The sequence below is a fragment of the Robiginitalea insularis genome (genome assembly GCF_052497835.1).
Genome location: NZ_CP199296.1, coordinates 3,066,193 through 3,093,192, shown reverse-complemented (window position 1 = coordinate 3,093,192; position 27,000 = coordinate 3,066,193). Strand labels below are relative to the sequence as shown.

At 46.8% G+C, this 27,000-nt stretch carries 23 protein-coding genes; 20 read left to right on the top strand and 3 right to left on the bottom strand.

Annotation, left to right across the window (positions count from 1 at the left end):
* Window positions 1-6: 6 nt before the first annotated feature.
* Genes ACT6NV_RS13935 through ACT6NV_RS13920 form a run of 4 tightly spaced genes read left to right on the top strand, consistent with a single transcriptional unit; the run spans window position 7 to window position 7,578 of the window.
* Window positions 7-2,535: a hypothetical protein gene (locus ACT6NV_RS13935; RefSeq protein WP_445385048.1), complete on the top strand. Its 2,529-nt coding sequence runs from the start codon at window positions 7-9 to the stop codon at window positions 2,533-2,535.
* Window positions 2,536-2,543: 8 nt separating this feature from the next.
* Entirely contained in the window at window positions 2,544-3,971 is a 1,428-nt protein-coding gene (locus ACT6NV_RS13930) for a glycosyltransferase family 2 protein (RefSeq protein WP_445385047.1), read from the top strand.
* A 2-nt stretch (window positions 3,972-3,973) separates the two neighbouring features.
* A complete protein-coding gene (locus ACT6NV_RS13925) occupies window positions 3,974-6,364 on the top strand; it encodes a sulfatase-like hydrolase/transferase (protein ID WP_445385046.1) in 2,391 nt (796 codons plus the stop codon).
* Entirely contained in the window at window positions 6,361-7,578 is a 1,218-nt protein-coding gene (locus ACT6NV_RS13920; protein ID WP_445385045.1) for a YaiO family outer membrane beta-barrel protein, read from the top strand. The genes ACT6NV_RS13925 and ACT6NV_RS13920 overlap by 4 nt, the downstream gene beginning before the upstream one ends.
* A gap of 441 nt (window positions 7,579-8,019) precedes the next feature.
* On the opposite strand, the gene ACT6NV_RS13915 is transcribed toward ACT6NV_RS13920, so the two are convergent.
* The gene (locus ACT6NV_RS13915) at window positions 8,020-8,883 is read right to left on the bottom strand and encodes a sigma-70 family RNA polymerase sigma factor (protein ID WP_445382201.1); all 864 of its coding nucleotides are present in this window, start codon (window positions 8,881-8,883) and stop codon (window positions 8,020-8,022) included.
* A 175-nt stretch (window positions 8,884-9,058) separates the two neighbouring features.
* On the opposite strand from ACT6NV_RS13915, the gene ACT6NV_RS13910 reads away from it, so the two are divergent.
* The 5 genes from ACT6NV_RS13910 (at window position 9,059) to ACT6NV_RS13890 (ending at window position 14,296) form a co-directional block, all read left to right on the top strand.
* Complete coding sequence (locus tag ACT6NV_RS13910; protein WP_445385044.1) at window positions 9,059-9,565, top strand: DUF6155 family protein; 507 nt, start codon at window positions 9,059-9,061, stop codon at window positions 9,563-9,565.
* A 12-nt stretch (window positions 9,566-9,577) separates the two neighbouring features.
* The gene (locus ACT6NV_RS13905) at window positions 9,578-10,507 is read left to right on the top strand and encodes a 2-hydroxyacid dehydrogenase (RefSeq protein WP_445385043.1); all 930 of its coding nucleotides are present in this window, start codon (window positions 9,578-9,580) and stop codon (window positions 10,505-10,507) included.
* A gap of 116 nt (window positions 10,508-10,623) precedes the next feature.
* On the top strand, window positions 10,624-12,135 hold the full coding sequence (locus ACT6NV_RS13900) for a DEAD/DEAH box helicase (RefSeq protein WP_445385042.1): 1,512 nt from the start codon (window positions 10,624-10,626) through the stop codon (window positions 12,133-12,135).
* Window positions 12,136-12,153: 18 nt separating this feature from the next.
* A complete protein-coding gene (locus ACT6NV_RS13895; protein ID WP_445385041.1) occupies window positions 12,154-13,413 on the top strand; it encodes a glycosyltransferase in 1,260 nt (419 codons plus the stop codon).
* A gap of 34 nt (window positions 13,414-13,447) precedes the next feature.
* Window positions 13,448-14,296: a 1,4-dihydroxy-2-naphthoyl-CoA synthase gene (locus tag ACT6NV_RS13890; protein ID WP_445386704.1), complete on the top strand. Its 849-nt coding sequence runs from the start codon at window positions 13,448-13,450 to the stop codon at window positions 14,294-14,296.
* Between the two features lie 232 nt (window positions 14,297-14,528).
* On the opposite strand, the gene ACT6NV_RS13885 is transcribed toward ACT6NV_RS13890, so the two are convergent.
* Window positions 14,529-15,872 carry a serine hydrolase domain-containing protein gene (locus tag ACT6NV_RS13885; RefSeq protein ID WP_445385040.1) on the bottom strand — a complete coding sequence of 448 codons (1,344 nt, stop codon included), beginning with the start codon at window positions 15,870-15,872 and terminating at the stop codon, window positions 14,529-14,531.
* 43 nt (window positions 15,873-15,915) lie between these two features.
* Here ACT6NV_RS13885 and ACT6NV_RS13880 point away from each other — a divergent pair, with 43 nt between their 5' ends.
* The 4 genes from ACT6NV_RS13880 (at window position 15,916) to ACT6NV_RS13865 (ending at window position 19,425) form a co-directional block, all read left to right on the top strand.
* On the top strand, window positions 15,916-16,788 hold the full coding sequence (locus tag ACT6NV_RS13880) for a pirin family protein (RefSeq protein WP_445385039.1): 873 nt from the start codon (window positions 15,916-15,918) through the stop codon (window positions 16,786-16,788).
* 65 nt (window positions 16,789-16,853) lie between these two features.
* Complete coding sequence (locus tag ACT6NV_RS13875; protein WP_445385038.1) at window positions 16,854-17,255, top strand: 3D domain-containing protein; 402 nt, start codon at window positions 16,854-16,856, stop codon at window positions 17,253-17,255.
* A complete protein-coding gene (locus tag ACT6NV_RS13870) occupies window positions 17,252-17,962 on the top strand; it encodes an N-acetylmuramoyl-L-alanine amidase (RefSeq protein ID WP_445385037.1) in 711 nt (236 codons plus the stop codon). The genes ACT6NV_RS13875 and ACT6NV_RS13870 overlap by 4 nt, the downstream gene beginning before the upstream one ends.
* Window positions 17,959-19,425, top strand: coding sequence for a M14 family zinc carboxypeptidase (locus ACT6NV_RS13865; protein WP_445385036.1), 1,467 nt, complete (start codon window positions 17,959-17,961; stop codon window positions 19,423-19,425). Before ACT6NV_RS13870 ends, ACT6NV_RS13865 begins: the two co-directional genes overlap by 4 nt.
* A gap of 398 nt (window positions 19,426-19,823) precedes the next feature.
* On the opposite strand, the gene ACT6NV_RS13860 is transcribed toward ACT6NV_RS13865, so the two are convergent.
* Window positions 19,824-20,921, bottom strand: coding sequence for a vWA domain-containing protein (locus ACT6NV_RS13860; protein ID WP_445385035.1), 1,098 nt, complete (start codon window positions 20,919-20,921; stop codon window positions 19,824-19,826).
* A 265-nt stretch (window positions 20,922-21,186) separates the two neighbouring features.
* Between ACT6NV_RS13860 and moaD the strand changes: the two genes are divergently transcribed.
* From moaD to ACT6NV_RS13825, 7 genes are read left to right on the top strand one after another with little or no spacing between them, the layout of a single operon-like run.
* Window positions 21,187-21,432, top strand: coding sequence for a molybdopterin converting factor subunit 1 (gene moaD, locus ACT6NV_RS13855; protein WP_445385034.1), 246 nt, complete (start codon window positions 21,187-21,189; stop codon window positions 21,430-21,432).
* A 21-nt stretch (window positions 21,433-21,453) separates the two neighbouring features.
* Complete coding sequence (gene moaA, locus ACT6NV_RS13850) at window positions 21,454-22,437, top strand: GTP 3',8-cyclase MoaA (RefSeq protein ID WP_445385033.1); 984 nt, start codon at window positions 21,454-21,456, stop codon at window positions 22,435-22,437.
* Window positions 22,438-22,462: 25 nt separating this feature from the next.
* The gene (gene mobA, locus ACT6NV_RS13845; RefSeq protein WP_445385032.1) at window positions 22,463-23,059 is read left to right on the top strand and encodes a molybdenum cofactor guanylyltransferase; all 597 of its coding nucleotides are present in this window, start codon (window positions 22,463-22,465) and stop codon (window positions 23,057-23,059) included.
* A complete protein-coding gene (locus ACT6NV_RS13840; protein WP_445385031.1) occupies window positions 23,056-24,120 on the top strand; it encodes a ThiF family adenylyltransferase in 1,065 nt (354 codons plus the stop codon). Before mobA ends, ACT6NV_RS13840 begins: the two co-directional genes overlap by 4 nt.
* 48 nt (window positions 24,121-24,168) lie before the next feature.
* Window positions 24,169-25,371: a molybdopterin molybdotransferase MoeA gene (locus tag ACT6NV_RS13835; protein WP_445385030.1), complete on the top strand. Its 1,203-nt coding sequence runs from the start codon at window positions 24,169-24,171 to the stop codon at window positions 25,369-25,371.
* Window positions 25,368-26,378: an XdhC family protein gene (locus ACT6NV_RS13830; protein ID WP_445385029.1), complete on the top strand. Its 1,011-nt coding sequence runs from the start codon at window positions 25,368-25,370 to the stop codon at window positions 26,376-26,378. The genes ACT6NV_RS13835 and ACT6NV_RS13830 overlap by 4 nt, the downstream gene beginning before the upstream one ends.
* Window positions 26,375-26,986: a nucleotidyltransferase family protein gene (locus tag ACT6NV_RS13825; RefSeq protein ID WP_445385028.1), complete on the top strand. Its 612-nt coding sequence runs from the start codon at window positions 26,375-26,377 to the stop codon at window positions 26,984-26,986. The genes ACT6NV_RS13830 and ACT6NV_RS13825 overlap by 4 nt, the downstream gene beginning before the upstream one ends.
* Window positions 26,987-27,000: the final 14 nt, after the last annotated feature.

Here is a 27,000-nt window from a genome sequence, read left to right as displayed (position 1 = left end):
TCGTATTTGAAATATACAGTACTTACATACCAGCTTTTACCCCTTTTGGAACTGCCTGTTCTTGAAACAGGGCTCTTGTGGAAGCTGTGTATCCTATTTTCAGGAATTGCTGGACTGTATTTTCTACTCATCTTCAGGTTGCGAAACCGTATTTCTGCACGAAAGGAGGCCATCATCCAGCAAAAAAGGATGCTGGCACCCATGATTAGTAATTTCCTTTTTTACGAGCAGCAGGCAGACCGGGAGGAGCAGGAAGAGTATATCCGAATGAAAATTGAGATTCGGGAATTACTGAAGGACCCACTGAACCGGGAAGTCATTACAGAGGTTTTGATGGACCTTAAAATGGATGTTTCCGGGGACGCCCGCAAAAAGTTACTGGAACTATATGTGAATCTGGGACTGCAGCAGGACGCCTTTGAAATGCTCAAAAGCAGGCGCTGGGAACGGATTTCAAAAGGCATCAATCAACTTGCTGAAATGCAGGTGGTTGAATCCTATATATTTATACGTAAGTTTATCAACCATCGGCGGGGAACCATCCGAAAGCAGGCACAACTTGCCACGGTTAGCCTTAAGGAGGAGGGTATTGAATATTTTCTGGATAAGGCCCGCTACCAAATCTCCGAATGGCAACAACTTAAGCTCCTGGAAATACTCAGACAAAAGCAGGATTATATCCCTCCTAAATTCAATAACTGGCTTACCTCTGAGAATAAAGATGTGGTCCTGTTCAGCCTGAGGCTAATCAGGCATTACCGCCAAAGCGAGGCAGAAGAATCAATCATCACCCTGCTCAGACATCGTTCATCTACTATAAAATACGCAGCCCTGGAATGTATCCGGGATTTTGGCTTTATAAAGGCACGTCCTCATTTAAAAATATTGTTCAAAAGGTCCGGAGAGGAATTAAAACTACTGATTCTGGATGTGCTGGCACAGTTCGGGAATTCAGAAGATGTGGTTTTTCTGAAAGAGAAGGCGGCAAAAGACTGGAACTTTGTAGTTCGCAGTAAGGCCCTCTCTGCCATTAATACTATAATTCCCGGAGCAATTCTCCCGCAAAACGACCTTGAGAAAGGATTTCCCACTGTGGATGCCGAACCAACTGAGCAGGAAAACGCAGACCTTAATGCGTCTACCAATGCGCAGCAAGCTTCCGTGCCAGCTATGGATGAGGAATTACTGCAGGAACAAAAGCCCGAAAATATACAAGAAGGACCCCGGGTAGCTTCAGGCGCTGAGGATACTAAAGAAGTCAGTGAGGCCGAACAGCCCAATGAAAATGAAGAACAACCAAATCAGACTGATCCTATTGCAGCCCAGGTAGCCGCGCAGAACCCGCAACCCTGGGATATTGAAGATGAAACCATATTTGATCAGTGCTTTCTGGAAGAATTGAAGGACATCCTGTCCAGCACTGAAGACGATCCGAACCAACGGGAACTCCCGCTGGAGTTTTTACCCCTGGTTACCCATAACATCAACCCAACTCCCATGAAACCATCAAACAAACCTGCTGACCACAACCACCTTATGCAAATTGAGGTCATGGACCCGCTCGTTGTAGAACCCGATAATTACAATGAGCAGCTCAGAGAAACCCTATCTGGGGACTATCCCGAGCTTGCTGAGATATTTGACCTCAGCTTTATCCCCTGGATAACCAATAACCCGGAAACGCCATCTGCAGACGAGGAAACACAGCCGGAACCAGTTTCGGAGCATGAAAAGGCGGAAGAGGCTTTAATTGAGGCGGAAACAGCTGAAGAAATACCTTATAAAGAGTTTTCTGAGGCTCAGCCCGCAGAATCCGCTGGGAAAGAACAGGAGGAAAAGCAGCCAGCAGATTCCGGAAGAACAGCAGATTCAGCAATGGATGATATTTCTGTGGTTCCCTCTGAGAATACTGCCGGGAATGCAGACGAGCTTGAACACGTAGCCGTACCATCGGAAAAGGTTACGGAGCCCTCTGAAGAACCCGCGGTTCCACTTGATTTGATTGAGGAACCTTCCCTGGCAGAAGAAGTGGAAACAGATTCGGAGCCAGCAGAACAGGAGATGCCCCATTTTTCAATTTTCCAGGAGTATTTCCGGAATTACGATACCGAATCAAAATTGATTATGCTGGATGAAATACCGGCAATCGGGGAATGGAAGGAGTTGTTGTTCCTTCAGACCCTCTTCAGGGATCCGAATCCAAAAATAGCGCGCAAAGCCAGGCTGGTTAGCCAGCAACTACAAAAGAATCTGGAGGGGCAACTACAGGAGCAGACAACAAGTTCCGAATCGGCTAAGGTTCCTGAAAAGTCAGTAGCAGCCGGTAAAACGAAAGATAAGCCTTTTGGAAAAAAGAGGATACTGCAGCCCAGGACGACCGGATCAAGACAATTTATAAGCGGAGGTCATTTGGATTTCACACCCCATTTTGACCAAACCGTGGCCCTTTCAAATTCCCGGGAAGGGTATACGAGCAAAAGAAATAAAAAACACAAAAAGCGGCTGCAAAAGAATATTGACTGGCCTCTGACCTGAACCACTGAATGGACTCGAATATTTATCAAATATTACTGGAGTATATAAACATCGTCTTCCTGCTGTTTACAGGATTGTTGTTTATATTCTTTACCCTTATGGGGTATTTATCTGCCCGGAATTCCATCCATTACCGGCATAAAAACAGCTTTGGTGATATCTCCCGAATAATGGGTTCTCCTCTGGCTCCGAGCATCACCATTATCGCCCCTGCATACAATGAAGGCCTCACTATTGTGGAAAACATCCGTTCCCTGCTTTCCCTGCAATACGTAAACTATGAGGTAATGGTTGTTAACGACGGGAGTAAAGACGATACCCTCCAAAAAATGATAGATGCCTATAACCTGGTGCGGGCAGAGCGTAAAACAGATCCTGACTTAAAGTGCAAACCCATTCGGGGGGTCTATAAGTCAACCCTTTCTTCCTTCTCCAAGTTAACGGTTATCGATAAGGAAAACGGTGGAAAATCGGATGCGCTAAACGCGGGTATCTTCCTGTCAGAAAGTAAATATGTAGGTTGTATAGATGTAGATTGCCTGCTGATGCCGGATGCCTTGTTGCACGTAGTGAAGTCCTTTTCACAACGCTCTAAAAAAAGGGTAATTGCAGTTGGAGGCGTTATCAGGATTGCCAATTCCTGTAAAATAACCGGGGGAACCCTGGAAGCCATAAGACTGCCAAAAAATTGGCTGGCTCGTTTCCAGTTACTGGAGTATACCCGTTCCTTCCTGTTGGGAAGGATGGCATGGGGGCGGATAGACAGCTTGCTGATCATTTCCGGGGCTTTTGGGTTTTTTGATCGGGAGATAGCCCTTTCCGTTGGCGGTTACGATACCGAAACGGTCGGAGAGGACATGGAAATCGTTTTCAGGATGCGCCGGTATATGCATGAGCGCAAGCTTCCCTATACCATCGAATACATGCCCGATCCACTCTGCTGGACAGAGGTTCCGGAAGACCTTGGGATTTTCATAAACCAGCGTGACCGTTGGGCAAGAGGTAACCTGGAGACCCTTTACCGACATAAGGATATGTTTTTTAACCCGAAATTCGGGCGCCTGGGAATGCTGAGTTATCCCTATTGGTTCTTTTATGAATGGCTTGCTCCACTCCTGGAATTCCTTGGCTTTTTCTGTGTATTGCTTTTTATATATCTGGGGATTCTGAATACTGAATTCTTTATAGCCATTACGGCTATGGTTTACGGCTTCGCCATCATGTTCTCTTTCTACGCGGTCCTCTGGGAAGTATGGTCCTATAATCAATATACCCGCACCCGGGACATCTTGTTGTTGTTGCTCTGTGCGATAATTGAACCCATAAGTTTTCATCCTCTTGTGGTCTGGTCTGCAGTGAGGGGGAACTATAAAAAGTTATTTAAAATTAAATCTGGCTGGGGGTCGCAGGTCCGCAAAGGATTTGCCAAAGCATAAAAATGAAGGTAATCAAATTAAATACCACCCGCGAATCGAAATATACCCTACGGGACTACACCCGTCTGGTATTTGCATTCTTTGGCTCGCTGGTACTGATTGCCTTCTATCAGCAATTCAGGCTATATGCCGACGGGGTGCTGGACACGCTATTGAATAAGAACCTCTTGCTTTTATGGCTGCATCACTGCGGTTTTACAGCAATTCTGTCTTTATTTCTTGTTTTTATATTCAACGGGCTGGAGTCAAAAAAACCCGGTTGGGGCTTTAAATTTTCCGTGGTGGTTTTTATTGGCGTTCTGCTTTTGGAAGTATTGCTCACGGAATACTATACGGAACACTACGAAATCCTTGGGAAAGGATTTTTGGAGCGCTACCTGTACTTCGAAAACACGGGCTCCCTTTTGATTCAGGCCTGTATCGGGTTACTGATCCTGGGAACAGCTTTCAGGACATTGTATCGGGCTACTGATAGTTTGTACACTGTTATCGGGAAAATGTATCCCTTTACAATCATACTTTTTACGCTTTTCCTTGCCACACTCTTCTCTGATAAGAAGGAAGTAAACCTGAACAAAACCCAATACCTCATTACCGATTATATTAATGAGCTGACCGGTTCAACGGTTTACAGGGGAGAAGACCCCTATCCGCTCTGGAAGCCGTGGAAGCCCTCAGCCAGCCTTCTGAACAGGCTTGACTGGCCTGAAACCCCGCCCAATATTGTTTTGCTGTCTATTGAAGGCCTCAGCAATGACTTTGTGGGGGAAAAGGGAGCTTTAAGGATTTTTACGCCTTTTCTGGATTCCCTTAGCAAGCAGTCTCTCTATTTGGAAAACCACCTCAGTAATATAAAGGAATCGGCCAATTCTCTCCCGGTAATCAGTTCTTCTCTGCCCATGGGGGAGGAAGATTTTACAAAGCTCAGAAACAGTCCGAACCGTCTCAGCCTGTTCTCTTTACTCAAAAAGAACGGATACCGCACTGCCTTTCAGTTTGGTGGGAATTTATCGTTAAAAGGCTGGGGAAGATTTTTGTTTGAGGAACGGGTAGATGAAATCATCGATCGCAAGTCTTTCGGAAATGACTTTGACAAGCTGCCTGAGGATGCAGCAGGAGGTTCCCTGGGCTATCCGGATGCAGAGCTCTACAAGCGCTATCTCGATAATCGCATTACCACCGGAGAGCCCCGATTTGATTATTTCCACAACCTGAGTTCTTCTTACCCGTACCGCTTCCCTGAACAGGAGACGCTGCTGGAGGAAGTACGGCAGATGCTCGAAGAAAACAATTTTGATTCCAAACAGAGGCGTTTTATCAGAAGGAACCAGGAACTCATTGCAGCCATGCGATATGCAGACAGAAGCCTGAAGGAATTCATTTCGGCCTTTTCAGGGCTTCCGGAGTACCGGAACACTTTGTTTATAGTAACCGGGTCTCACCATTCCAATGAATTCCCTGCATCAAATACCCTTGAGGAATACAGGGTGCCATTCTTCTTTTTTGGGCCGCTTCTTAAAAAACCAGAAGTCATTAGCAATATCAGCTCGCATATGGACATTGCACCGGGGCTTTTAGGGAATCTCGGAGAACAATACGGGTTGGAATTACCCGAAAAAGCCTCCTGGCTGGGGCAGGGTTTTGAATTGGATGTCTCTACAGGCCCAAAAATGATTCCGCTTTACCGATTTAACGGGAGTTTAAGGGATATGATCAATGATGAGATTTTCCTAAACGGGAACAGGATCTATCAAGTGGAGGAGGCACTAAAGCTCAAGCGCATTGCTTCTGGGGGCTTAAAAGATTCCATAAAGGAAATATTGAAAGACTTCAGGGCTATTGGCAGCTATGTTACGGCTTCCGATAAGATTATTCCCGCCACAGCTGTGCCCTTTGAGAAGATCTTCCGAAAACCGGATAAAAAGCAAATGGTATGGATTCAAAGTGTTTTTAACAGCCGGGATTTTGACGATGCATATACCATAGCTCGTGAATTGGCTCTGGACGGGGACCGGGAAAAAGCTTTGCTCATGTGCAATTACATACTAACCGAAGTACCCGGGCATGTGGATACGGAAATTCTGATGGGTCGGATCAATGCCTGGAACGGACAGTATGAAGAGGCTATTGCCATCCTGGAACAGGTTGTTCAGAAATATCCGGTCTACGACGATTGTTACTCGGCACTGCTGGATGTTTATTTCTGGTCTGACCAAAACCGCCGGGCCCTGTACCTGAAGCCTTTAATAGAAAAACACATGCCCGGGAATTCAAGACTGAAAGCCAAGATGCAGTTGGCTATGGAGCAATTGGCAAAACAACAGGCCAGCGAGGTCTCTGCCGGACCTAAAAGGGAAACCCAGGGACTCATTGCCAAAACCACGGAACGATGAAAGGAATAAAAACTATACTTATCGCTTTGGCGGTATTGGTAAACCTCCAGGCCAGCGCACAGCAGGGTGATTACGATCCTGACCGGGCCCTGAAATATGCTCAGGGGCTGGCCTTTGAGGGGCATTATTCAAAAGCCCGGGATACTTTAAACCGCGTCCTTTCAGATTATCCGGACTACGCAGATATCGAAAACCTGCTGGCCAAGACCTATAGTTGGGAAGGGCAGTTCGACTTGGCTCGCCGGCACTTCAACCGCCTCACTTCCAGGGTACGAATGCAGGAAGATATATGGGTGGCAGCTGTTAAAAATGAGTTATATGCCGGAAATACCTCCATTGCACTGGGTCTCGCCAATAAGGCCCTGCTGTATCTGGGATCCAGTAAGGAGGTGGAAAATATACGGGAGGACCTATTGTCCGACTCGTCTGAGTATTCAGAATCCCCTGTAGTTCAGGATAGCCTTCAAACTAAAAACGAGGGGTATCAAAACTGGATAACTGTTATGAGTGCAGCGGAGGTATTTGATGAATTTTACGACCCCATGCTGTATGGCGGGTTGGAATACCAGGGCATTACAGCCTATGGTAAGATTATCCCGCGGATCAATTACAGTAACCGCTTCGGGGAAAATGGCCTGCAATACGAAGTTGATTTATATCCCAAATTCTCAAAGACATTTTATGCCTATTTGAATTACGGATTTTCAGAGGCCGGAATTTACCCGAATCACCGGGCAGGAATGGAATTGTATGCCAATCTGCCCAATGCACTTGAAGTCTCTCTGGGAGTTCGTTACCTGGATTTCCGTGAAACCCAGGCCAGGCTGATTACCGGCTCGTTCGGAATCTACAGGGGCAATTACTACCTGAGCCTGAGGCCTTTTGTAACCCTTACGGATGCCAGGGACCCGGGATTTAGCGGGAGTTTTCTCGCCCGAAAGTACCTGAAGGATTCAATGCATTTCCTGAGTATTCGCGGCAGTTATGGTTTTAGCCCTGAACTGCGTCAATTGCGTTCAGGGGGAACTTTGTTGGCCGAAACCGTGTTATATGTGGAGTCTCAACAGCTTTTATTTGAATACCAGTTCCATGGCAAGTCCTCAAAACAAGCTTACAGGGCAGAACTGGGCCTGAGCAGGCAGGAATATATTTTTGATTCCGGATCTTTTTTCTGGGTTTTCCGTGCGGGATTCAACTTTTTGCTCGGCTTTTAGGCCTGCGATACCACCGCCAGGACGGGATTGTCAACAAAAAAAAAGGGCTACACCACAAAATATTGGGCAAAAAATATAATAGTACTAGGTTTAGTTGCGTTAAAGATTCATCCACAATCTTAAGCCATTTAACCGATAAACCGATCTTAACATGTTATACGACACCTACGGCGAGGAATATCTGACATTTCTTCGGGAATTAAACGAAATCCTAAGTATAAATGAACTCGCGGAGTTGGACTATCTGTAGTCTGAGGAAGCGGATAACCCCAAATCTTAACAATATGGCAAATCAAAATCAGGACAATGCAGCCTATCTGGATTTTATCCAGAACTTAAATGAAATATTGATGGATTATAATATCAGCCGTTTAAATTGCTCTTAAGCTGATATTAATATACTGATAACAGAAGCGGCCCCATGTGGGGCCGCTTTTTTATTTATCCTAAATACGCTTTGAGAAGCTTCGAACGGGAGTGGTGCCGTAACTTGCGTATGGCCTTTTCCCGAATCTGCCGTACCCGTTCCCGGGTCAGATCAAAGGTTTGTCCGATTTCCGCCAGGGTCATCGATTGCTGATCCCCGATCCCATAATACAGTTTAACAACATCGGCCTCCCTGGGTGAAAGTGTTTCCAGAGCTCTGTTGATTTCAGTGTTCAGGGACTGCCGCATCAGGGATTTATCCGGTTTCGGAGATTCCCCGGACCTGAGAACATCATAAAGATTTGAATCCTCGCCCTCTTTCAGAGGCGCATCCATGGATACGTGGCGTCCTGAATTTTTGATGGATTGTTTTACTTCGCTTACAGTCATATCCAATTCCTTGGCAATTTCTTCAGCGGAAGGAGGTCTTTCGTGTGCCTGTTCCAGATAGGAAAAGGTCTTTTTGATTTTATTGATGGACCCGATTTTGTTCAGGGGAAGCCTTACAACCCTTGATTGTTCGGCCAGGGCCTGCAAGATGGACTGCCTGATCCACCATACGGCATAGGAAATAAACTTAAAACCCCTGGTCTCATCAAAGCGCTTTGCTGCCTTAACCAGGCCAACGTTTCCTTCATTAATGAGGTCGGGCAGTTTTAATCCCTGGTTTTGATATTGTTTTGCAACAGAAACCACAAAACGCAGGTTCGCTTTCGTTAATTTTTCGAGAGCGGCCTGGTCTCCGGCTTTGATTCTCTGTGCAAGTTCTACTTCTTCATTGGCTGTTATCAGATCTATTTTACTTATATCCTGCAGGTATTTGTCTAGGGATTTGGACTCCCGGTTGGTCACCTGCTTGACAATTTTAAGTTGCCTCATGTACGTATTTTGGATTATAGGTTAACATCCTCTCATTATACGCTTTTATTATCATTTTTCCAAAAACAATCAGGAAATCTTATACATTAATTATGAGTAATTTTGAAAACTTTAAGAATTTAATTGGTATTATCGGCAGAAATAAAAGGGTATCAACTCCCTATTTTAATGAAGAATGAGTAAAAGAGCTCTTAAAAAATATCTGGCTGAACTTGGCCCAGCCGAACTTTCCGAACAGATCCTGGACCTGTATGAACGTTTTGCTGTGGTAAAAACCTATTACGATTTTGTATTCAACCCCAAAGAAGATAAATTAATACAGGAAGCCAAGTGCCGCATAGGGGAGGAGTATTTTCCAAAGAGGAGAAAGAAGGCCAAGGCAAGACGGTCCGTGGCCCAAAAACTGATACGACACTACGCCAACCTGGGGATGGAGCCTTTTTTACTGGCGGACCTTATGGGGTACAACCTGGAAACGGCCCTGAAATACGAAAAAACGAGGAACTGTCCGGCAGCTTTCTATACAAGCATGTACAAATCATGCCGGGAATGGTTGACTTTTATGGTTCAAGAGGGGGTCTACCCTGAGTTTCAAGAGCGCTTTATCAACTATATCCGGGCCGTTGAAGCCGGTAGCTGGCCCAACACATATGAATTTATTGCCCTGGAAGAACAACTTTAACACCAGTAACATATGGCTATACTTATTCTGCGAAACGATTCCAAGTCAAAGCAATGGAAAGCGGAGCTGTCAGCTGCGGCGCCTGATATCCCAATCTATACCTCTGACGAGTCCTATTCCCCGGAAGCAATAAAAATGGTCGCTGTGTGGAAACATCCCGAAAATTCCCTGAGGGCCTTTTCAGGACTACAGGCTATCCATAGCCTGGGTGCAGGCGTGGATTTTATCTTTGAAGACCCCGGCATTCCGGCTGACATCCCCATTATCCGGGTGGTGGATCCTTACCTGGCTGCAGATATGGCTGAATTCGTACTAGCACAGGTTATGGCCAGTCTGAAGGAGTTGCTTGTCTATAAATCCGATCAGCTTCACAATCGATGGAAACCGAAGCCCTATAAGAGGATTAAAGAGGTAAGCGTAGGCATTATGGGGCTGGGAACGCTTGGGAAGGAAACAGCCAACTTATTGAAAAAGTCCGGTTTTGCGGTTAGTGGCTGGACCCGCAGTTCCCATCCTGAGGAGGAAATCCCTTTATTTACAGGGGAAGCTAAACTGCGGCCATTCCTGAATCAGACCGATATCCTGGTTTGCCTGCTGCCTTTAACCGAGCAAACCCGCGGCATCCTTGGCAAAGCTTGTTTTGACCAGCTTCCCGGGGGAGCGTACCTGATCAACGTTGCCCGTGGCCCTCTGGTCAGGGATGAGGAACTGATAGCCGCCCTTGATACGGGACATTTGTCGGGGGCCAGCCTTGATGTCTTCCATGAGGAACCCTTACCGCAATCGCATCCCTTCTGGAATCATCCGGGTATTCATATTACCCCGCATATCGCCAGTATATCCGATCCGGCCTCGGTTACCCCTCAGATTATCGAGAATTACAGAACAATTTTAAAGGGGGAAGTTCCTGTAAATCAGGTGTCGAGGAAGCTAGGCTATTAATCCTTTCTGAATTCCGGGGTCCGAAATTTCTTCAAAGCGCAAAAAACGGCTAGTTTTGCAAAATTAGGCCGGTTATAACGGAATGGCCGGCTGCGAACGCCTTAAATACCAATTTTTTGGGTACGAATACCACATACAGCGAAAAAACACTGTACGATTACCAGCTGGAAGACCTCAACAAGATCTTTTCCTGTCTCGAGGAATCCCCTGATAATATAAACCTGCTCTATCAACTTCCTACCGGGGGAGGGAAAACAGTTGTTTTTTCGGAAATAACCCGAAGATACATTGCCAAACAACAAAAAAAGGTGGTGGTCCTGACGCATCGGATCGAACTGAGCAGTCAAACCTCCAGGATGCTGAGTGGTTTCGGGGTCCGGAACAAGATCATCAATAGCGAGGTAAAACATTTGGACGAAGAAGATGACCACCAGTGTTTTGTGGCCATGGTGGAAACCCTGAACAACCGATTGCAGGAAAAAGCAATAGAACTGAAAGGGGTGGGCCTGGTAATTATCGATGAGGCCCACTATAATTCCTTTCGGAAACTCTTCAAATATTTTGAGGATTCCGTGATCCTGGGGGTAACGGCCACCCCTTTGAGTTCGAATATCAAACTTCCGATGAAGGATCACTATAAAAAACTGATCATCGGAGAGTCGATAGAATCACTTATTAAGAAAAAATTCCTGGCCCGGGCCAATATGTACAATTACGATGTAAGCCTGAAATCGCTGAAGTTGGGAATCAGCGGGGACTATACCGTAAAATCTTCCGATAGCCTGTACAGCAACCAGAACATGCTGGGCAAACTGATCGGGGCCTACGAGGAACTCGCCAAAGGCACCAAAACCCTTATTTTCAATAACGGGATCAGTACTTCCAAATATGTTTATGAGACCTTTAAGCGGGCCGGCTATCCCATCAGGCACCTGGATAATAAAAATACGGCTTCAGAGCGCAGGGAAATCCTGGAATGGTTTTCTAATACCCCTGATGCCATCCTGACCTCTGTAAGTATCCTTACTACTGGTTTTGACGAACCTTCGGTGGAAACCATTATCCTGAACCGGGCGACCCGTTCCCTTACCCTCTATTTTCAGATGATTGGAAGAGGCTCCCGGATTACGGAGAACAAGGAGGAGTTTAATGTGATTGACCTGGGGAACAATATTGCGCGCTTCGGGCCCTGGGATGCCCCGGTAGACTGGCAGGAAATTTTCCACTTTCCGGATTTCTTCCTTGAAAACATCCGAAATGACGAGGAAATTGAAAGGGAGTTTGTTTACGAAATGCCCGATTCTCTCAGGGAAGAATTTAAGAATTCAGAACAGATAGACTTTGATATTAAGGCCGAGTATAAGAAAGTGTTTGCAGCAGGGAAGAAATCCAAGCTGGTCCTCGAGCGCAGTATAGAACAACATGCCCGCATCTGCATGGAAAACAGCGAGGATGTTTTTGAGGCGCGTATACTGGCTAAAAAACTCAAGGAAGAAATAGAGTATCGTATCAAACAGTATTCCTACTGTATCATGAACAACACCAAAAATTACAAGGAGTGGTTGCAGGAGGACTATGAGCGAAGATTGCGCCTGCGCATTTCACAATTATTCGCAGCCCGAATGTAATTTTTTTCCCGGCCCCGAATGCTCGAAAGATCCAAATTACTGCTTATTGGAAAAACCTGGCCTGAGCCCAAGGCCACGGCTGCCGGTGAGCGCATTATGCAGCTGCTGGGCTGGTTCAAAGCCAGGGGATACAAAATAACTTTTTGCTCTGCTTCCACCCGGGGCCCATATAGCTGCGATTTGGAGGCAATGGGAGTCAGCACCCGGGAGATTGCGCTAAATGACCCTTCCTTTGATCAGTTCTTAAAAGAAGAGGCCTTCGATATTGCTGTATTTGACCGGTTTATGACCGAGGAACAATTCGGATGGCGGGTACTGGCTATACTGCCGGAATGCCTTCGTATTTTGGATACTGAAGACTTGCATTCCCTCCGCAGCAGCCGGGAACAGGCTTTTTTGAATAAACAGCAGTGGAACCAAACCCTCTGGAGGGCTGACCCTGTTTTTTACAGGGAAATGGCCAGTATCTTCAGGTGTGATTACAGCCTGATCATCTCGAGCTATGAATTACAGCAGTTACAGCATACCTTCCCGGTACTTTCGGAGCGATTGCTCTATTTGCCTTTTCAGTTCAACATGCCACAGCAAAGACAGCCAGGTTTTGAAGCCCGTAAAGACTTTATTTTTGTGGGTAACGGAAAGCACCGCCCGAATCTGGATGCTATAGAGTTACTGTTGGAAACAATCTGGCCGGAGTTAAGCAGCAAAGTACCGCAAGCGGAATTGTTTATTTACGGAGCATATCTCCCGGATAGACTCAAACGAGCTGCCGTTAAAAAGAAGCGTCTGCAAGTAATAGGCTGGGTGGAAAACCTGGCACCTGTAATGCAGGGAGCAAGGTTGCAACTGGTACCTTTGCGCTTTGGGGCAGGCGTAAAGGGAAAAATACTGCAGGGCATAACAATGGGGCTACCTTCCCTTACCACTGCGATTGGGGGAGAGGGAATATATGATGCGGCAACTTCGCGAATACTGAGTGCGGATACTCCGGAAACGTTTGTAGTAACGGCTGAAAAGCTATATCGGGATCAGCAGCTTTGGGGGCAGGCACTTCATTTGGCCGGCAATGCTGCAAAAGACCATTTTCAAGATCCACAAGTCTTTGGCTCCCAGTTTATTGAAAAACTACATAAACCCCGGCCCTCATATCCCGGGACGGAAAGTGGCCTGCTGGCCAGCCTGCTTGGAAAAAAAGCCTTTGACAGCAGCCGGTATCTTTCCAAATGGATCAGTGAGAAAAAACAAAAAGGGCCTGTTGAAAGAGAGAATCCGCTATAGCCCGTATATTTATAGTCAATAAGATAGTAGCATGATGAAACAAGAAATACCAGACTGGAAAACCGTTGGCAATTTTGAGGATATCACCTATAAGAAATCCAATGGAGTGGCCCGGATAGCCTTTAACCGCCCGGAAGTTCGCAATGCTTTCAGGCCCAAAACGACCAAAGAACTATACGAGGCCTTTTACGATGCCCAGGAAGACACCTCCATTGGGGTGGTGCTCTTATCCGGGGAAGGGCCTTCGCCCAAAGATGGGGGTTACGCCTTTTGCAGCGGGGGAGATCAGAAAGCAAGGGGGCATAAAGGGTATGTGGGGGAAGACGGGTACCACCGCCTCAATATCCTGGAGGTTCAGCGCCTGATACGCTTTATGCCCAAAGTAGTAATCGCCGTGGTACCTGGTTGGGCAGTAGGTGGGGGGCACAGCCTGCATGTGGTCTGTGATCTGACCCTGGCCTCCAAAGAACACGCCATCTTCAAACAAACCGATGCAGATGTTACCAGTTTTGATGGAGGCTATGGCTCTGCCTACCTTGCAAAAATGATAGGTCAGAAAAAGGCCCGTGAAATATTTTTCCTGGGGCGAAACTACAATGCAGAGGAGGCCTTTCAGATGGGGATGGTCAACGCGGTTATCCCACACGATCAGCTGGAGGCAACGGCCTATGAATGGGCACAGGAAATTCTGGCCAAATCTCCTACTTCTATCAAAATGCTGAAATTTGCAATGAACCTGACCGATGACGGGATGGTGGGACAGCAAGTGTTCGCCGGGGAGGCCACACGACTGGCTTATATGACAGATGAAGCCAAAGAAGGACGGAATGCCTTTCTTGAAAAGCGTAAACCAAATTTTGGCAAAAATAACTGGATTCCTTAATTGACGGCAGGACAACGGAGGGCCATAAACTAAAAAGAGCCCTGATTTGGAACCAGGACTCTTTTACGAGAACACTATATGAAAATGAAAAAAAATTAACTCCGTTTATTTTGTTTTACATGGTAAACCTAGTTCCATTTTTCAAACTGCACCACTTTTTGTTGTGAAACTGCCCTGAGATGTGGTAAGCGGCGCAAACCGGGTTATTTTTCCAAATTCTGACCGTTTATTTCTATTGAAAAGCCAGCATCAGTGCAGCGAAGAAGGCGTCTGCATCAAAATCAGGTTCTTCAGCCAGCCCGGTGCGAACCACCACCAGGTCTTTTGAAGGTATTATAAATACATGTTGCCCCTGATAACCATTGGCAGAATACAGATCAGCCGGGGCACTGGGGTATGCCCCATTGCGGTTCAGCCAGAAATGTGCCCCGTATCTCCCGTTGGAACCCTGGGTTGGCTGGCTTACATAGTCTGTCCAGGCAGGGTCAAAAAGCTGGTCACCAAACCAATCCCCTTTTCTCAGGTATAACAGGCCAAACTTTCCCCAGTCGCGGGTTGAGGCCCATCCATAGGAAGAGCCCACAAAGGTTCCTGAAAGATCCGCTTCGAGCAGCATGCTGTACATCCCGATACGGTCGATCAGGGACGCATACGGAAAGTTCAGATATTCCTGCTGTGCGTCAAACTGCTTTTTAAGGAGACCGGACAAAAGGTTGGTAGTCCCTGAGGAGTAATTCCAGATACTTCCGGGGGTGCCTGCCAGTTTTTTTTCTGCCTGTACCGCGGCCATATCATCACTTAAAAAAAGCATACGGGTAACATCAGAAATCTCAGAATAGTCTTCATCCCAGGCCAGGGAACTTTGCATCCGCAGCAACATATTATAAGTGATATTCCTGCGATCATCCTGCTGCCAGGCTTCAAGATCTGCTGCGGAGGAAAGATTGAGTTTGTTTTCATATTGCAGGATCCCATAGAGGGTAGCAAGGACGCTTTTAGTCATAGACCACCCCAGGACCGGGGTAGTTGCATCAATGTCTCCTTCATATTGTTCTGCCAGTAGGTAACCCTTATATAACAGGAGTAGGCTTCGGGTCCGCTGCTTTTCCGGATCGCTGAAAGCCTGGTTTATGGCGATTGTAAGTTTTTGGTAATCAACCTCAGGGAATACAGTATCCAGAGCCTCTCCATTACCTTCCGGATAGGGGAGTGGCCTGGCCTCCTGTTTGCGATCAGGTTTCAGGAAATTTCGGGAGGCTGTTTTTCCTTCCCTTATTAGAGCAGCTCCCAAACCCTCCCGGTAAATGGCCTTTTTAGTTTGTAAACCAAAAACACTGGCCGTTGCTGCTGAATCCTTCTCAATAGATACTGAAGCCAGGGAAATAAGTGGAACCTGCAAGTCATTTGCGCGAATGCTATCCGGGTTTCTCCCGGCCAAAAAGGCATTCGAGGCCATGTTTTTAGCTGCGTAGCCACTGATTATGGCGAGTTTAGGGTATTGCAGATAGCCAATGGTCCCGATGGACACTAACAGCGCCAGGCTGATTCCTGCTATTATTCTTTTTTTTGGTTGCATGCGGATACTTATCTTTAGTCAAACGAATATAAGCATTTGAGATATGTCCAATAGTGGGATGATTATTCCCGAACGGAGCCGGGATATCGGAGATTTTTTAGTAGGGCGGCTGCTGCCTTTTCGTCGCAAGAGGATGATTGGCCCCTTTATTTTTGTGGACCACATGGGCCCTGCCCAACTGGGGCCTGAAAAATACCTGGATGTTGGCCAGCATCCGCACATTGGTTTGTCTACCCTTACCTATCTACTGGAAGGGGAAATTATCCATAAAGATGGTTTGGGCACCGAACAACGGATCAGGCCCGGGGCTGTGAACTGGATGAGCGCCGGAAAAGGGGTTACCCATACTGAACGCAGTCCGGAAAACCTTCGAAACGGTAAAATCTATACCCTGCATGGCTATCAGATATGGGTTGCCTTACCCCGCGAACTGGAGAATATGCCTCCCGAATTTCATCACTTATCAGCGGAAGAAGTGCCCAAATGGGAGGAGGGGAAGGCCCGTTTCAAGCTGATTGCCGGGAAGGGATTCGGACGGCAATCACCCTTACCGGTGCATTCCGAGCTCTTTATGGTGGAAATAAAAACTGAAGGACTGACAAAACTGGCATTACACCAACATTTATTCGGTGAAATCGGAATAATAGTTGTAGACGGAAAACTGCACGCCTGTGATCAGGAAATTGAAAAAGGGAACATTCTCTATGCCAAGGCTGCAGACAACTGTAATATCAGCCTCGAGAACGGAAGCCATGTGCTTGTATTTGGAGGGGATCCCTTTCCCGAACCCCGAAATATTTACTGGAATTTTGTGCATTCAGAGCAGCAGCAGATTGAAGCGGCAAAAAAAAGCTGGAAGGACAAAACCTTTCCAATGATGGAAGGCGAGGTAAGTTATGTTCCGCTTCCCAAATAAAGGCCCTTCTTGAAAAGTCATGCGGAAAAACTTACTTTAGAGCCGTGCGGGCAAATTTTTTATATATGATTGGGGCCTTAACGGTCGGTTTGTTGCTGGTTTCCTGTGGCAAGAAAGGGGAGTCCCTGGTCTGGCACGAAATGGAAGTAACGGCAACAGCCTATAATTCAGTAAGCTGGCAAACCTCTGATGATCCCTCCATTGCTGCCTGGGGCGACACTTTAAGACCAGGGATGAAGTGCATTGCTGTTTCGAGGGACCTCCTAAAACTTGGCCTCGTAAGGGACACACCTGTAAAAATCAGCGGTATGGAGGGCACCTACCTTGTAAAAGATAAAATGAACGCCCGGTTTAAGAAGCATATTGATATTTATATGGGTTTGGATATCCGGGAAGCAAGGGAATGGGGTCGCAAAAAAGTAACCATTAGCTACGGGCTGAAACCTCAAAAAAGCGAAACGGAATGAATGTGCAAGGTTTTACAGCCAGGCGAGGCATTTTAATTGGGCGAATAGTCCTTCTCCTCTTGTTGTCAGCAGGCTATTCCTGTAAATCCTATGGCCCGCTGATGGTTGAGCGCCCAATTGAGTTCAATGAAGAAAGACTGGAACTTACCCGGGCTTATTTGAAAGACCGTTATGGGATCGTTCAGCAAGACGCCAGGATTACACCCAGGATGATAGTGGTACACTGGACAGCCATCCCCACCCTGAAGGCTTCCTTTGATGCCTTTAAAGATCCGAGGCTTCCCAACAGTCGTGGTGATATCACAGCTGCCGGGGCCCTGAATGTATCCGCCCACTACCTGATTGACAGGGACGGTACTATATATAAGCTGATGCCGGATACCCTTATGGCCCGGCATGTGATTGGCTTAAACCACTGTGCCATCGGGATCGAAAACGTGGGAGGGACTCCTGGTACCCCGCTAACAAGAGAACAATTAAAGGCAAACGAATGGCTGATCCGGGAATTAAACGGAAAATATCCCATACGCTTCCTTATTGGACATTATGAATATACGCGGTTTGAAGGCCACCCCCTCTGGAAGGAACGGGACAGTGCTTACAGAACCGAAAAATCTGATCCGGGAACGGATTTCATGCAAAAACTCCGGAGCGCTCTGCGTGACCTGAATTTGGGTACAGCACCGGCAAAAACCACTGAATTATGAAATTTTTTATTAGCATTTCCATCTGTTTATTGTTTCTGACCGGGGCTTACGGGCAGGAAGAGGATTTTAGTGCTAGATTTTACCAGAGTTATGAAAATTACAGGGAAGCTGCCCTGGGAAAAAGGCGGATCAAGCATACGGAGTTGCAGCCGCTTATCGACCGCTTCGCTTCGCTTGAGGGATTTGAGGTACACAAGGTTGGTAGTTCCATTGAGGGCCGTGCTCTCAGGTTAATAAGCCTGGGCAGGGGTGAAACAGATGTTTTTCTCTGGTCTCAGATGCACGGGGATGAGCCTACGGCTACCCAGGCCATTTTCGACCTCCTCAATTTCTTTGCCTCGGAAGACTTCCAGGATGAAAAACAGGCCATCCTGGATTCGGTTCGGTTGCATTTCCTGCCTATGCTCAACCCGGACGGGGCAGAGTTGTTTCGCAGAAGAAATACGCTCGGGATTGACATCAACAGAGATGCCTTGCGCCTGCAATCTCCCGAAGGACAAACCCTCAAAAAGGTTCGTGACAGCCTGCAAGCGGAGTTCGGATTTAACCTGCACGATCAAAGTACTTATTACAATGCAGAACGAACCGACAAACCCGCCACAATTTCTTATCTGGCACCGGCTTACAATTACGAAAAGGACATAAACGAAGTAAGGGCCAACGCCATGCGTGTAATAGCCTATATGAACGGGATTATCCAAAATTACGCCCCCGGGCAGGTGGGGAAGTACAACGATGATTTTGAGCCGCGCGCTTTCGGTGACAATATCCAGAAATGGGGAACCTCAGCCATTTTGATCGAATCCGGAGGATATCCGGAAGATGTGGAAAAGCAGGAAATTCGCAAATTAAATTACACCTCCATCCTTTCAGCCATCTATACCATAGCGCGGGGCGATTACAGGGAGATCAGCCTGCAAGCCTATGAGGCTATTCCCGAAAACGACAGGAAACTATTTGACCTGAAGATCGAGAAGGTAAACTATCCCCTTTTGGGCAAGGAATACGTGATCGATATTGGCATTCAACGACCGGAGGTGGACCTGGAAGGACACAACAGCTACTGGAACAGCAGCCGTATCATCGATATGGGAGATTTATCTACCTATTATGGATATGAGACCCTGCAGGCAGGGGAATACCGTCTGGAGCCCGGGAAGGTTTATCCGGAGGTGCTGGCGAACACCGAAGCAGTAAAACAGCTGGATTTCTGGGAGCTGCTGGGACAGGGATACACCTATATCCCATTGGAGAAGATCCCAAATGACCTCAGCTATTCTCCCTTTCCCCTGAACCTGGTTACTAAATCCTTCAAGGCGCCGGAGGAGCAATTCCATGTTGGGGACAATCCAACCTTTGTCTTGTGGAAGGATTCAGAACCCGTTTATGCGGTTATCAACGGTTTTCTCTATCATATGCCATCAAAGCAGGGAGAAGGGAAGAACAGTATGATTTTCAGATAAGGAGGCTGGCCCCATTATTTAGTACCCGAAGCTGATGTGAATTTGCTGTCCATTCAGGAGCAGGGCAGTTAACATGCTTAACAGGGTTAAAACAATGGCCAAAAATACGGTCAGAATAATTTTACGTACTGCGTTTGAGAAAGCCCCTATGGGACTTTGCTGAATAATTTGATTGATTACATCCATGATGTTGCGTATTTAATGATTCTTAGTTTTCGTTTTCAGGATGTAAAGGCGGGTTGTATACTTCTAAAACAAGGTTATGGCCAAAAACCCTACTTCGGGAGGCCTGTTCGGGATGTGTTACGGGATTTATCCGGCCAATGGCCCGCATATACCGATTAGGCATAAAAAAAGCCGGTACAAATACCGGCTTAATGCAAATGTGTTTTGTTGGTTTACTGACAGCCGCCTGTAAATCCGGTAGCATTGAATTTGGTCTGTACGGCGCCCTGGCGATTTCCGGACTGTACCTGTATGGCCAGGTTATTTTCCCCGCTGCCATCCCTTTTAGGGCTACAGTATTCAAAGAGGTAATAGCTATTGGCCCTTTCTGATACTTTTTGCGAAAGCTGATTAAAGGTAGTTTCCAGTTCTTCCTTATTACCTGCAAAAACGCTGAATGTCTTTCCGATTTCCTCCAGGATCTGGCTGTCGATCTCTGCACCCAGGCCAATGGTGAAATAGGAAATATTGCTGTCTGCATCTTCCACCTTATCGAGGGCAGCCTGTTCGGGATAGCGGGAGGCCTGGTCAGTCCCATCTGTAAAGATCACTACAGAGGCAGCCCCAATGGTTTCGTTCTGAAGGCTTTCGTCCACCAAATCTTCTGCAATGTCGGATGCCTTAATAACTGCCCCGTAAAGGTCAGTTGAGGGATCGTTACTGATATCGGCCTGTATCCCTTCAATGGCTGCCAATAACTCGGCCTTAGAAGTGGTCAGGGGGTTCAGTACATGCAGCACATCTTCCCCGTCAAACCAGTAGATGGCCATTTTAAAGGATTCTGTCTCGGTTGCCGGCATTACATTGTTGACAAAACTACTGGAAGCAGACTTCAGTTCATTCAGGCTACTGCTTAATACACTATTACTCAGGTCCAGGACCAACAGTGTATGGTTTTGAAAGATCTGGGAATTCGGGGAGATGCGCGCCTGGGATTCCGAAGCGGAAATGGTGTTGAAGCAGTCGTCATTGCGTCCCTGTTCGTAAATCGTAAACTGATCCGCAGTCAAGCCTGCAACAGGATTGCCCAGGTCATCCGATACCCGGAAAAAAATCGACACTTTTCCCGGTAGGGTTGTATACTGGTCCTGAATGGCGAGGAGCAATTCATTTGTTCCCAGGTCCAGACAGTCATCCACAGGGGTCCCTATACCAAGGTCTCCCTGGCCATTGAGATCAAAACGAACGTCATCGTCTGAATTCCCACAGGAAATAAAGAGGATTAAAAATAAAAATTGAAGTAAAATTCGGGTAAGCCTTTGCATTTTCATATAGTGATAATTTCTCTGAGAACGGATAATTGACTATCCTAGTATTTGAGGGGTGTAAAATTCTTTTGGACACTGGTTTTAACGCTGCAAATCTAGTCAAATGAGACTATTTTCAACATAATGTTAAAGGGAAGGCCCTGAATATTTTTTTTGATACCTTTAAAGTTCAAAGCGAGTTTGCTCAATTTTAATCATTAAAATCCATACCTGAAGTTATGGAAGTATGGGAATACCCTCGCAGCCATAACTTATAAGTTGATAAAAAATGAAAATATTGCTATTTGGAATCACCAGGGACATTATTGGCGAGGGCAGCCTGATGATAGCGGAAAAGGATTCTAAAGGCCTGAATACGGTTGGTGAGCTTAAGGCGCAACTGAAAAAGGAATATCCGGAGCTGAATGATTTAAGCTCCCTCGCCGTAGCGGTAAACCAACAATACGCCACAGATAAAGAGTCGATTAAGGGATCGGATGAAATAGCCCTGATTCCCCCGGTAAGCGGCGGCTAAGAAGAATACGGAAATTACAGTATGCTGATAGATAATCACGATAGAGTCATTAATTACGTACGCCTTGCGGTAACGGACCGCTGTAATCTGAGGTGTAATTATTGTATGCCTGAAGAGGGAATTGCCTTTTCAAAAAGAAATGACCTGTTGAGCATATCGGAAATGAAGCGGTTGTGTGATATCCTGATCGGGCAGGGGGTGGATAAAATCAGGCTTACGGGGGGAGAACCATTTGTTCGCAAAAACCTGATGCAATTGCTGGAACATTTGGCAAAGCAGGAAGGACTGAGAGAGTTGTCTATAACCACCAACGCCACACTTATAGGGCCTTACATAAAACAGCTCGAGGATTATGGTGTTAACAGCATAAATGTGAGCCTGGACGCCATACAACCCGAGACCTTTGCCCGCATCACACGTCGGGATTACTTTGAAACGGTTCACGAGAACCTGATGCGACTGATTGACTCTAAGATGGATGTACGGGTCAATTTTATAGTGCTCGAAGGACAAAATGAAGGAGATATCTATCATATGATGGAGTTTCAGAAAGCCTATCCGGTCCGGGTTCGTTTTCTGGAGGAAATGCCCTTTAATGGAGGTAGCCGGAACTTCAGAAAGCTCAAATGGAACCATAAAAGGATTTTAGACCATATCCGTGAGGAGTATCCGGGTTTTGAAAAACTTCCGGCTCCCCTTACTTCTACCTCTGTAAATTACAAGGTTCAGGGCCATGAAGGGTCCTTCGGGATCATTCCCTCATTCAGCCGTACTTTCTGCGGAAGCTGCAATCGCCTGAGGATCACGGCAACCGGAGATGTCATTACCTGTTTGTATGGAAAACCCGTAACGAACCTGCGAAGACTATTGCGTTCCGGACTGGACGAAACCTTTGTACAGGAAGAATTAATCAGCGCTGTCCGTTCCCGGGCCAGGGATGGCTTTGAAGCCCAGGAGCGTTTCGGCTCCATATTTGGCAGTTCCATGACCTCTATTGGCGGTTAAGAATAATAAAATCAAAGGACACAGCATGAATAAGAATATGGAAATCTACGGACTGGTCCTGGCTGGTGGGCGTAGTACACGCATGGGCACGGATAAGGGCTTGTTGCAATATCACAATAAACCCCAGAGGGAATTTTTATATGAACAGTTGCAAAATATTTGTGATGCTGTTTTTATGAGTATCCGTCCGGAGCAGCAAGCAGAAATCCCCGGTAAATTCAGGTATATTGTGGATGAGAATGTTTACAGGGGGCCTTTAAACGGATTGTTATCCGCACACCACCAATTTCCTGAAGCTGCCTGGCTGGTGGTTGCCTGCGATCTGCCCCTGGTGAATGAAAAGGTTTTGAATTACTTAATGGAAAGGCGCAACAAAAAAGCAATGGCAACCGCTTTTGCCACGCGCAAAACAGGACTACCCGAACCCCTTGCTGCCATATGGGAACCTCACGGCCTGAGGCAGGCAGAAATTTACATGAAAACTGCGGAAAGCAGTTGCCCCAGAAAATTCCTGCTAAACGTTGAAACCACTTTGGTTCATCCTGAAGATGACTTGTGGGTGGCCAATGCCAACGAGCCTGATGAGCACCAGAAACTACTTGCCAAATTAAATAGTATATGAACCGATATGACCGGCAGATACGGTTAAAGGGATTTGGGGAAGATGGCCAGGACAGACTGGGTAAAGCCCGGGTTTTGGTAGTAGGGGCCGGCGGGCTTGGCGTTCCGGTTTGTCAGTACCTCAATGCAATGGGGGTAGGGGCCATAGGGATTATGGACGGTGATCTTGTCGAAACTTCCAATCTGCACCGGCAACCCCTTTACACCCCATCGGATGTCGGCAAACAGAAGGTTAAAGTACTTTCCGCTTTTTTGAACAAACAAAATCCTGAGACGCAAATTATAGTTTACGACACTTTTCTGCATCCCGGGAATGCAACCAGTGTTTTTGCGGATTACGACCTGGTTATAGATGCCACAGATAACCTGTCTACTAGATATCTGATTGACGATGCCAGTGTTATCTGCAATATCCCGTGGGTATATGGGGCCCTGCATGCCTATGAAGGGCAAATAAGCGTCTTTAATTACTGCGGCGGGCCAACTTACAGATGCTTGTATCCCGAGATGCCTGCTGAAAATGAAATCCCCGATTGCAACACCCTGGGAACCCTGGGGATCCTTCCGGGTATCATTGGTAATTTACAGGTGCTGGAGGCAATTAAGGTTTTGTGCGATATGGAGGGTGTCCTTAGTGGCAACCTAATGATTTACAATGGGTTGATTCAAAATATATATCAGCTATCCTTTAATAAAAACATAAAATTGACCCGACCTGATTTGAAATCCAGTACTTACGGCAGTGAGACTGGGTGTGAACTTCCCGGCGCTATTGAGGTCAGTAGTTTTGCAGCCCAAAAAAAAGCCGCAGTCCAAAGTCTGCTGATAGACGTCCGTGAACCCTGGGAATACGAGGCAGGCCATCACCCGGATGCTATAAGCATTCCCCTGGGGAAATTAAAGGAATCGCTGCCGGATTTGGATAAGACGGAACAGGTATACCTGATCTGTCAATCCGGAAAACGCAGTTATCAGGCCTACCGGGAATTGAGCCCGCTATACCCGAAAACAGTTTTCAGCTGGATACGGGGAGGGATGAAGGAATTAAAAGCCCTACTTTGATAGGCTTAATGTGAATAAGGGCAGGATCGCCCGAAAAAACAGTATGGTTTGACACCTTTTGCAGAAGCTTACAATTTAGTAATAAGGCATTCCCGTAGCTTTGGAACCGAACTGCTTCCATTGGAGGAAGCAGTTGGCCTGTATCTGGCTGAGGAGATTTTTGCAGATCGGGACCTTCCTCCGTTTGACAGGGTCACCATGGATGGTATCGCTATTCATTCGGACGCTTTAAAAATGGGCCTGAAACGTTTTAAGGTTTCGGGGATCGCCAGGGCAGGGGAAGCGGTTCAGAATTTACCAAAAACGGATCAGTGTTTTGAGGTGATGACCGGGGCAGTACTTCCCAATGGGGCGGACACCGTTATCAGATATGAGGATATCAGTATAAACGGGGGGATAGCCGCTCTGGACAAACCTGTTCAGGCGGGTAAAAACATTCATGGCAAGGGTACTGATGCACTGAAAGATAGCGTGTTGATTCCGCTTAACACCCAAATCAGCCCGGCAGAAATTTCTATTTTGGCCTCGGTGGGTAAGAGCAAGCTGCTGGTACACAGGCGGCCAAAAGTGATTCTGGTTTCAACTGGGGATGAGCTGGTAGAACCTGAGCAGGTACCCGAGCCACATCAGATCCGGAAATCGAATATTTACGCCCTGTCCGCGGCCCTTGATAAAGAGGGAATTGTCGCAGAAAAAATACATTTACCCGACCATCCTGAGACCATTGAGAAACAACTTAGAAGCGCACTCGAAAGGGCAGATGTTCTGATGCTCAGCGGCGGTGTGTCCATGGGTAAATTTGATTATTTACCAGAGGTATTGGGAAATTTAGGGGTAGAAAAGGCCTTCCATAAAGTAGCACAGCGCCCCGGGAAACCCTTTTGGTTCGGAATTCACCCGGAGTGGAAGACTACTGTATTTTCCTTTCCCGGGAACCCGGTTTCCACATTTCTGAATTATCATTTGTATTTTAGGAATTGGTTACGGGCCGGAATGGGGATACAAACAAAAAAAACTATGGTGGAAATGGGGCAGGAAACGGTCAATTCGTCCGACCTGACTCATTTTAAACTGCTCCGAATTGAGCCGGAGCAGGGAATGTTAAAGGGGTATCCGGTTCCTATGAATGGATCGGGAGATTTTTTAAGCCTCTCAAGGGCCCATGGTTTTGTGCAACTGGAACCTTCCGATAAAGAATACCCGCCCGGCTGCAAACTACCCTTCATCCCTTTTAAAACAAATTTCTTGTGACACATGAACTGATACATATAGTAGAGGCGTATAAAAAAGCAGAGGCCTCAGGAGTCAAAACCGTAATGGCAACTGTGGTGGAACTTGAAGGGTCTTCCTATCGCCGTCCGGGGGTCCGCATGCTTTTGTTGGAAAACGGGGGCACCTACGGTGCGGTAAGTGGTGGTTGTGTGGAAAAAGAAGTCTTTCGGCAGGCTGCCGAGGTTTTTCAAACGGGTACTCCCAAAATGATGACTTATGATGGCCGGTATCGGTTGGGATGCGAGGGTATATTATACATTTTAATTGAACCCTTTAGACCCGAAGAGAAACTGCTTCGGGATTTTGAAGAGCAAATAAGCGCCCGCAAACCCTTTGAACTACATACTTATTACAATACTAAAACAGGGAGTAGAACAGGCATGAAAACCCTATTTCTTCTCGATGGTAAAAAGGAGGATAGAACAGATGCCGAGAAAAAGGATGCAGACCTGAAGGTGTTCAGGCAAACCTACAAACCCAGAATGCGGATTGCACTTTTCGGGGGCGAACACGACGCCGTGGTCTTGTCTTCCCTGTCTGCCAGTATGGGATGGGAGGTTTTAGTTGTTGTTGCAGCAGATGAAGCCCAGGCTGCCGATAAATTTCCGGCAGCTGACTTGTTTTTACCCGTCATTCCCGAAACTGCAGACGTAAGTATGGTAGATGAACAAACAGCTGTTGTGCTGATGACCCATAGCTATGTGAAGGACCTCAAATATTTACTGAGACTGAGCAGCACCTTGCCCTCCTACCTTGGAATCCTGGGCCCAGCAAACCGACGGGAACGTCTTTTGAATGAATTACTGGAAAGGATGCCGGAAGTTCCCGGGGAATTCTTCGATAAAATATACGGCCCGGCAGGGATTGATCTTGGGGCTGAAGGCCCTCAGGAAATAGGAGTTTCCATATTGGCTGAAATTCTGGCCGTCTTCAGATCAGTCCAACCGGTTTCCCTGAAAGAGAAATCAACAGCCATACATTCATGATGAATACTGCAATCTCCTGCGTTATTCTTGCAGCCGGAGCCTCGAGCAGGATGGGCAGCCCAAAAGCACTGCTTCCCTGGGGTAAGCAGAGTGTATTGCGCCACCTGCTGGGTCAGGTAAAAAAAGCCGGCCTTGAACAACTTATAGTGGTAAGCGGGGCTAGTCAACAGGAAATTGCGCAGGAATTACCACCCGGATCTGCTGTACTCTGCCATAATACCAATTGGGCAAAAGGCATGGGAAGCAGTATCAGCCAGGGGGTTCTTTGTATGAAGCAAGACTACCCGGATTCAGAAGGATTATTGGTCTTACTGGCCGATCAACCGCTTGTAAATACGATGTATCTCAAAAGGATGATACATAAGTTTCGCGAAAACCCAGAAAGTATTATTGCCACTGAATATACTGAAGGCCCTGGCGTACCTGCCCTGTTTCCCAGAAGGTACTTTAACGAATTAATAAAACTGAAGCCCGGCGGTGGCGCAAAGGCCCTGATGCGCAATTGCAATCCGGGGGAGCTGGTTTTACTGCGGGCCGGAGATGCCGGCAGGGATATGGATACCCCGGAAGCCTATGGCGAACTCAAACGAATTGCAGGGATAGACTAATTAGCATTATAATT